This is a genomic window from Bacillus sp. 220_BSPC (assembly GCF_001054655.1).
GTDB classification, from domain to species: domain Bacteria; phylum Bacillota; class Bacilli; order Bacillales; family DSM-1321; genus Peribacillus; species Peribacillus frigoritolerans.
Genome location: NZ_JVPL01000046.1, coordinates 20,169 through 27,857 on the forward strand (window position 1 = coordinate 20,169; position 7,689 = coordinate 27,857).

Here is a 7,689-nt window from a genome sequence, read left to right on the forward strand (position 1 = left end):
AAGATATAATAATTATTATGTCTTCCGTGTGAAAATAGTAACAATGTTAGGACGAGGTGAGAAAGATAGGTACTAATACACAATCCATGATTTTTACGATATACGGCGATTATATCCGTAACTATGGAAGTAAAATCTGGATAGGCAGTTTAATTCGTTTGTTAAAGGAATTCGGCCATAATGAGCAGGGCGTTCGTGTAGCCGTTTCACGAATGGTCAAGCAAGGGTGGATTCAGTCAGAGAAGCAGGGAAATAAAAGCTATTATTTTTTGACTGATCGCGGTGTGCAGAGAATGGATGAAGCGGCCAATCGCATATATAAGATGAAACCGAATGAATGGGACGGTAAATGGCGCATCTTAATGTACACGATCCCTGAAGATAAGCGGCAATTACGGGATGATCTCCGCAAAGAATTATTATGGAGCGGGTTTGGCAGTTTTTCAAGCGGTTGCTGGATTTCCCCCAATGATTTGGAGAAGCAAATCAATCGCTTGATCGAGAAATATGACATAGATGAATATGTTGATTTTTTCATCTCGGAGTACAAAGGTCCAAAAGAAAACCAATCGCTTGTAGAGAAGAGCTGGCAATTAGAAGAGATTGAAAATAAATATGAAGAATTCATCGAGAAATACAGTAAACAATTCATCGTTCATCAAAGCATCATTAGCAGGGGCGAAATGTCCGATGCAGATTGTTTTGTGGAACGAACGAACTTGGTGCATGAATACCGTAAATTTTTATTCATCGATCCGGGCCTGCCAAAGGAACTTCTGCCTTCTAAGTGGAATGGGAATCATGCTGCTCTTTTATTTAGCCAATATTATCAAGTCTTGGCTGAACCAGCAAGCCGTTTCTTTGAAAGCGTATTTCAGGAAAACAATGATTTATGCCGGAAAGATGAAACCTATGATGCCAAGGACCATCCACTTATCATTAAGTGAAAAAGAGCTTCGGCCAGCCGTTAACGACGACTTGCCGAAGCTCTTTTCAAATTCCTTGCAATAATTAATCAAGTATCACCTTGAAGTCTTTCCCTTTTTGAACATATGTATCGATGGAAAGTTGGATCAATTCAAGATCTTTATCATTCAATCGGCGAACCACTTTCCCCGGGGAACCAATGACCAATGAACGTGGAGGTATGATTTTGCCAGAGGAAATCAATGTGTTCGCTCCGACGATGCATTCTTCGCCGATCTCTACATTATCCAATATCGTGGAACCCATACCAATAATGGATCGTTTGCCTATTTTACAACCATGCAGGATGACATTGTGACCGACCGTCACTTCATCTTCAATGACAACCGGGCATCCTTCAAATAAATGAATGGTGGAGTTATCTTGAATACTGCATTTTTCTCCTATTGTAATTGAATCTTCATCACCGCGCAGTACCGCATTGAACCAAATGGTCGATTCTTTCCCAATCGAAATATCACCGATTAAATGAGCACCCGGTGCCACGAAAACGGTATCATCAATGGATGGTTTTTTATTATTGTACGGAATAATCATAGTCTCGCTCCTTTTTTTAAAAAGTCAGAATTGTTTTTCTAATGAATATAGTATAACATTAAATTGACTGGGAGGGATGAAAGTGAAATATATTTGTGAACTTTTTGCGATAAAATATCCAATTATTCAAGGCGGCATGGGGAATATAAGCAATGCAAGTCTAGCGGCTGCAGTATCCAATGCAGGGGGTCTGGGAACCATAGGGTGCGGTACCATGACTCCTGAACAGGTAGAAGCCATCATTCTCGAAACCAAAGATAAAACCAATAACAATTTTGCGTTGAACATTCCAATAAACGTTAGTCCATATACAGATGAGTTAGTGAATCTTGTCCTGAAGCATGATATACCTGTAGTTTCCTTATCTGCAGGGAATCCTGCCCCTTTCATTCCACTATTGCAAAAAAAGAATATAAAAGTGATTGCCATCGTTGCGTCGGTCAAGCACGCACAAAAAGCGCAAGATGCAGGGGCAGATGTGCTGGTGGCAGAAGGGTTTGAAGCTGCCGGCATCAACTCGAACCTGGAAATGACGACGTTTACACTCATTCCGCAAATCAGCAAGCATGTGACGCTTCCCGTTTTGGCCGCTGGCGGAATAGGCAATGGGCAGGGGTTGGCAGCTGCATTGATGCTGGGGGCTTCAGGCGTCCAATTGGGAACCAGGCTGATTGCTACACAAGAAGCACCGTTCCACCCATCATATAAGCAGAAACTAATCGAAGCGATGGGCAATGATACGGTAATTTTGGGCAGATCATTTGGACAGGTCAGGAGGGTATTGAAGGACCCTTATACCGAGAAAGTGCTGGATATGGAGAAGCAGGGACTGTCTCCCGTGAATTATCGTGAAATGACCTCTGAAGTCCATCATATTAATGGAGCGATGAACGGGGATGTTACCAATGGTTTTATGAACAGCGGCCAGGTTGCCGGATTGATTGACGATATACCCACGGTAAAGGAAGTACTTGATGGCATGATGAAAGATGCGAAAAAACATATGGAGGATGGATTGAGCAGGCTCTCTGCCCCTTTTATGATTTGAGTGCGGAAGGTACCTAATTTGCCATCCGTCCATGTCTAGAAGAAGGTTTTCCCTAGGTTAACATCTAAAAATTTATATACCATTCCTCATATTATGTAATAAAAGTTTGAAGAGGGAAAGCCTCTTTGGAATAGTAAAAACAAAAACTAAAAAGTCAATCCATAACAAAAAAGGCGCCATGATCAGGCGCCTTTTTGATTTATGTCATTATTAGCAGCCGCCGCCGAAGCCGCCGCCGAATCCCCAACTGCATCCAATGATGATCAGCAAGATGAATAATACGATCAGCAATGCGAATCCGTTATCGAAACCGCCGCCACAACATTCGTTACCATTTCCACCCATTTGATTTCCTCCTCATATATATTATGAATTACATACCTAGCAAAACATCTTTACCGGGAATACTTCATACTATGTATTCTAGGCCGAAGTGTTTGCTTATTCATAAAAAATGGGCGTGAGCAAATCAAGGGATTAAGCCCGAATATTTTTTTGATTTCGGTTTAAATGTTATAATATACCATGTGGATTGTGGAGGAAGGGAGCTGAACTAAGTCATGAAAGTTGCCATTATAACGGATGTGCATGGTAATGCTTCAGGGTTAAAAGCCGTCCTTAGGGATATTGACAAAAGGGAAGAAATAGATCGTCTCTATTGTTTGGGAGATATGGTTGGGATTGGTCCTGATACAAATGAAGTCCTTGAACTTTTATTTTCAAGAAATGATTTGTCGATGATAACTGGAAATCATGATGAAGCTGTCCTGGCCATCATTAACGGGGAGCCGCATCCGGACGGACATATTCATGTTAAGGAGCATCATGAATGGATAGCTGAAAGGATGCAGCGGAAATTCATAAATGAATTGGAAAAATTGCCTCGAACCATACATCATATCATTAATGATCACTCCGTTTACTTCACCCATTATCACATGGAATCGAAGAAATTGGATGAGCACATAAGCCAAAATCCATATAGTAAAATCGTTGAACCGAGTTTAAATAACTTGGAAATGCTTTTCAAAGATCAGCATCACGATTTAATAGCATTCGGACACCATCATCCTATCCACCTTTATAAAAATGACCGAACGATATTCCTGAACCCTGGTTCTCTTGGCTGTAATGGTGAACCAGTTGCTCCTTATGCCATTGTTTCAATTGAAAATGCGGGTATTCAGGTAAAGCTTGAAAAAGTGGCCTATGATAATACATCGTTCCTGTCATCGTACCAAAGCTTACAAGTTCCAGAGCATGAATTCATTATACGTGCCTTCCATGGCGGGCAGCAGGCCTAAGACGTTTATAAAAGGTGAAGTATGGGGAAGAGCATAAAGGTACATGCCTGCGGATACGCTAATAGGCAAACATCATTAAGCTGGAGGTAGGTCATGAAGGAAAATGAACAGGTAATTCAAGAGCAGGAAGAGATGGAACGGCATAGTCTTGTCTGTAATGATGAATTGTTTAATAAGGATCTGTTTGCCATTGTCGATGATACGATGCAAGAGGAAAAATAAACGGGGAAAACGCTGCAGGGAATGTCTGTAGCGTTTATTTTTACTTTGAATTGGTTGAAGGCCGATTTTTATTTTTCATAAAAACTCACTTCCTGCCCGTTTGATCGCTCTTTTTACAGCCAGTGAATACCGGAAGTGAATCATTTGAAACCATTCTGGATTTATCCCATACTATATATAAGTTTCAAATCGAGAGGAGGGATGGCATGGGACATCATCATGGTCACTCCCATGATCATGGGCACGGACACCACCATTCTAACAATAAAAAAGCATTGTTGGCATCTTTCTTATTAATCTCCACATTTATGATAGTCGAGGTCATTGGGGGATTCTTGACAAATAGTCTGGCTTTACTGTCGGATGCAGGTCACATGCTTAGCGATGCGGCAGCATTAGGGCTTAGTTATACAGCGATAAGGTTGGGGGAAAGGAAAGCGACATCGTCCAAATCGTTTGGGTATAAACGGTTTGAGATCATTGCTGCTTGTTTGAATGGATTGACATTGATCGTCATATCCGTATTCATTTTCGTAGAGGCAATTAAGAGGTTCCTGGATCCTCCTGAGGTTCAAAGCATGGGAATGCTAATGATTTCAATCATCGGCTTACTTGTTAATGTCATTGCCGCCTGGATTTTAATGAGCGGAGATAAAGAAGACAATCTGAATGTGCGAAGTGCTTTTTTACATGTCATTGGTGATATGCTTGGATCTGTGGGTGCCATTGCGGCCGCACTCTTGATTTATTTTTTCGATTGGGGAATTGCAGATCCGATTGCGAGCGTCATCGTCGCGATTTTAATTATTATCAGCGGTTTTAGGGTAGTGAGGGATTCATTCCATATCTTGATGGAGGGCACACCAGGCCAAGTCGATATGGATGAAGTGAAAGCATCCTTGGTGGAATTGGAAGGTGTATCCGATGTCCATGATCTCCATATCTGGACGATCACCTCTGGTTTTTTTACAATGAGCTGCCATGTTGTCATAGATGAGAACGGTAATCACGATTCAGTTTTAGCAGAAGCGCAAAAACTACTTCATGATCAGTTTGGAATTGAACATAGCACGATCCAAGTGGAAAGGCAGGAAGCGGGCTGTCCCAATCCACACGAGACATGTAATTGAAAAGGGCTGGCTCAGTTTAGAGCCAGCCTCTTTAGAGTGTAGTGAGGAGCTTATAGTTTTTCTGTATGATTTTTACGATCATGTAGCGGCATTCCTGTTAAAATGAATCGAGATCACTTACACAAAGTTACGAAGTGAAAACACCGGTTAATTTTACTGCGAACATAATCCTGACACATAAAAAGGGTAAAATTGAGGGAAAAGGCTTGGTGTTTTTTAATAGTTAGCATATACAAAATAATTCCACTATAATTCAGGAAGGAGGAATCCATATATGAAGAAAATTCTTGTAGTAGAAGATGAAATTGCCATATCAATGGTATTGAAAGCATATTTGGAGCGGGAAGGATTTGATGTAGTCCAAGTTTACGATGGGCTAAAGGCCATTCCAATGTTTGAAGAAACGAAGCCAGACCTTGTCCTGCTAGATGTCATGCTGCCGGGTAAGGAAGGCTGGGATATATTGAAGGAAATTCGTGAGGACGATACCTGTCCGGTTATCATGTTGACTGCACTGACAGATGTCGATTACAGATTATCGGGATTTAAGTCAGGTGCGGATGATTACATCTCCAAACCCTTCGTTGCTGAAGAAGTCGTGGCCCGGGTGCATGCCGTTTTAAGAAGGTCATCATCGGTTGCTACGGAAGATGGTCATGTGCACGAATTTGGGAGTTTAACCATCGATGATTTGTCATATATGGTGCATTTGAATGGGGAAGAGATAAACTTGACGCCGCGTGATTTGTCTCTGCTCGTTTTTTTCGCTAAGCACCCTAATCAAATTTTCACGAGGGAGCAGCTGCTCGACCAGGTGTGGGGCATGGATTATGACGGCAGTGACCGTGCAGTGGACCTGGCGATCAAACGAATCAGGAAGGCGATAGATGGATGGCCGGTAACTGAGGGAGAAATAAAAACCTTGCGTGGATTGGGGTATCAATTGAGTGTCTATGAAAACTAAAAAAAGAACCACTTTACAACGCTATTGGACAAAGAGATACGTATTGACCTTGATTTCCGGTTTGATATTATTATCTGTTTTTTCCTTATGGTGGATGGAAAAAACGGCTTTGGAATATAGGCTCAGCCTTCTAAAGTACTTAGCGGATGAAACATCCGATCGGGCGATTAAGGAAAATGGCCAGATTGTCGTTGGCCCTATCCTTTCGGAAATTGTTGAGGAACGGGAAAAAATCCTCCATCTGAATCAACAGCCAATCATCTATATCGTCGATCCAGATGCCACCATCATATATACGATGCCACAGTTGTATATCGATCCGGATGAAAATAAACTCCCGGACGTCATCATGAAAAATACGGAGTTGGTGCAGAAGGTCAAGATTTCCGACAACAAAGTATATGTCGTCAAATCCCCCATTACGTTCAATGATGAGACGAGAGGCTGGGTGGTCATTGCCCAGGAAGAAGGGGCATTGAAGGAAATCAACCAAGATCATGGCTTGTTGGCGATCATGATTGGAGGACTTCTGATTCTCGGAACGGGCGTCATTTATTTTCTTTCCAGGCAGATTTCGCGCCCCATCCAAGACGTAGCTAACGCCGCGGTCCAGGTTCGTGAAGGCAACTATGATATCCATTTCAAAGAGGAAGAGGAAATCAAGGAAGAAGAAATCTATGAACTGATAGAATCATTTAAGGAAATGACCAATCGATTGAAGGTCATGGAGAAGTTGCGGGCGGAATTGCTCGCGGGCGTAACCCATGATTTGAAAACGCCAGTCACTTCCATTAGCGGACTGATACAAGCGGTGAAAGATGATGTCGTCAAGGGAGAGCAAAGTAAGGAATTCCTCGATATTTCCTTAAAGGAAACTCAGCGTTTACAAGGTATGATAGAGGATTTACTCAATTATAATGCCATTTCGGCAGGCGCTTTTAAAATCCGGGTGCAAAAAGAGAATATCAATATATTCATTAAGGAAATCGCCTATCGCTGGCAGGTGACCCAAGATGATGATCAAGCGTTCGCTTTTGAGATAAAAGTTCCTGATGAACCGGTCTTTGGTCAAATTGATTCTTTGCGGATGCAGCAAATCGTCATTAACCTTTTGAATAATGCCAGACATGCACTTGACGGCAAAGGCAAAATAGCGATTCATCTTTATGAAAAGGATGAAGAACGAATCTGCATTGATGTTCTGGACAGCGGGCGGGGGATTCCCAAGCATGAACAGCAATATGTGTTCGAACCATTTTATCGAGGCGAAAACAAAAAGTTGAAGGTACGCGGTTTAGGTTTGGGACTGCCATTCAGTAAAATGCTCGCAAAAGCGCAAAAGGGAGATCTTGTGCTTAAGGATAGCAATGAACAAGGCACCATCTTCACGATTGTCATAGAAAAAGCGGATCAAATATAAAAAAGGGTTGTCCTTGTAATGGACAACCCTCAGTTTGTAGACAAAAGGGGTTCGGAATTAAAAAATTCTGAACCCCT

General features: G+C 41.9%; 9 protein-coding genes. 7 read left to right on the forward strand and 2 right to left on the reverse strand.

Translation table 11 applies throughout. The annotated features are described in order from the left end of the window. The first annotated feature begins 65 nt into the window (after positions 1-65). Positions 66-947, forward strand: a complete 882-nt coding sequence (gene paaX / locus ADA55_RS02960; RefSeq protein WP_095391064.1) for a phenylacetic acid degradation operon negative regulatory protein PaaX — start codon at positions 66-68, stop codon at positions 945-947. Between the two features lie 64 nt (positions 948-1,011). Here the strand turns inward: paaX and ADA55_RS02965 are convergent, their stop codons facing one another. Further along, positions 1,012-1,524 (reverse strand): gamma carbonic anhydrase family protein, encoded by a 513-nt coding sequence (locus tag ADA55_RS02965; RefSeq protein WP_048678776.1) that lies wholly within the window; start codon positions 1,522-1,524, stop codon positions 1,012-1,014. 82 nt (positions 1,525-1,606) lie between these two features. On the opposite strand from ADA55_RS02965, the gene ADA55_RS02970 reads away from it, so the two are divergent. Continuing rightward, a complete protein-coding gene (locus tag ADA55_RS02970; RefSeq protein WP_105718791.1) occupies positions 1,607-2,572 on the forward strand; it encodes an NAD(P)H-dependent flavin oxidoreductase in 966 nt (321 codons plus the stop codon). Positions 2,573-2,782: 210 nt separating this feature from the next. On the opposite strand, the gene ADA55_RS27875 is transcribed toward ADA55_RS02970, so the two are convergent. Next, positions 2,783-2,917, reverse strand: coding sequence for a YjcZ family sporulation protein (locus ADA55_RS27875; protein WP_065421098.1), 135 nt, complete (start codon positions 2,915-2,917; stop codon positions 2,783-2,785). Positions 2,918-3,132: 215 nt separating this feature from the next. On the opposite strand from ADA55_RS27875, the gene ADA55_RS02975 reads away from it, so the two are divergent. The 5 genes from ADA55_RS02975 to ADA55_RS02990 all read left to right on the forward strand — a co-directional run bounded on the left by ADA55_RS02975 (position 3,133) and on the right by ADA55_RS02990 (position 7,612). Continuing rightward, the gene (locus ADA55_RS02975) at positions 3,133-3,876 is read left to right on the forward strand and encodes a metallophosphoesterase family protein (protein ID WP_048678782.1); all 744 of its coding nucleotides are present in this window, start codon (positions 3,133-3,135) and stop codon (positions 3,874-3,876) included. Positions 3,877-3,969: 93 nt separating this feature from the next. Beyond that, the gene (locus ADA55_RS30910; protein WP_260088715.1) at positions 3,970-4,098 is read left to right on the forward strand and encodes a hypothetical protein; all 129 of its coding nucleotides are present in this window, start codon (positions 3,970-3,972) and stop codon (positions 4,096-4,098) included. Positions 4,099-4,304: 206 nt separating this feature from the next. Next, on the forward strand, positions 4,305-5,228 hold the full coding sequence (locus ADA55_RS02980; protein ID WP_048678785.1) for a cation diffusion facilitator family transporter: 924 nt from the start codon (positions 4,305-4,307) through the stop codon (positions 5,226-5,228). Between the two features lie 274 nt (positions 5,229-5,502). After that, a complete protein-coding gene (locus ADA55_RS02985; protein WP_048678789.1) occupies positions 5,503-6,192 on the forward strand; it encodes a response regulator transcription factor in 690 nt (229 codons plus the stop codon). Then, on the forward strand, positions 6,182-7,612 hold the full coding sequence (locus ADA55_RS02990) for a HAMP domain-containing sensor histidine kinase (RefSeq protein WP_207118124.1): 1,431 nt from the start codon (positions 6,182-6,184) through the stop codon (positions 7,610-7,612). The genes ADA55_RS02985 and ADA55_RS02990 overlap by 11 nt, the downstream gene beginning before the upstream one ends. The last annotated feature ends 77 nt before the right edge of the window (positions 7,613-7,689 follow it).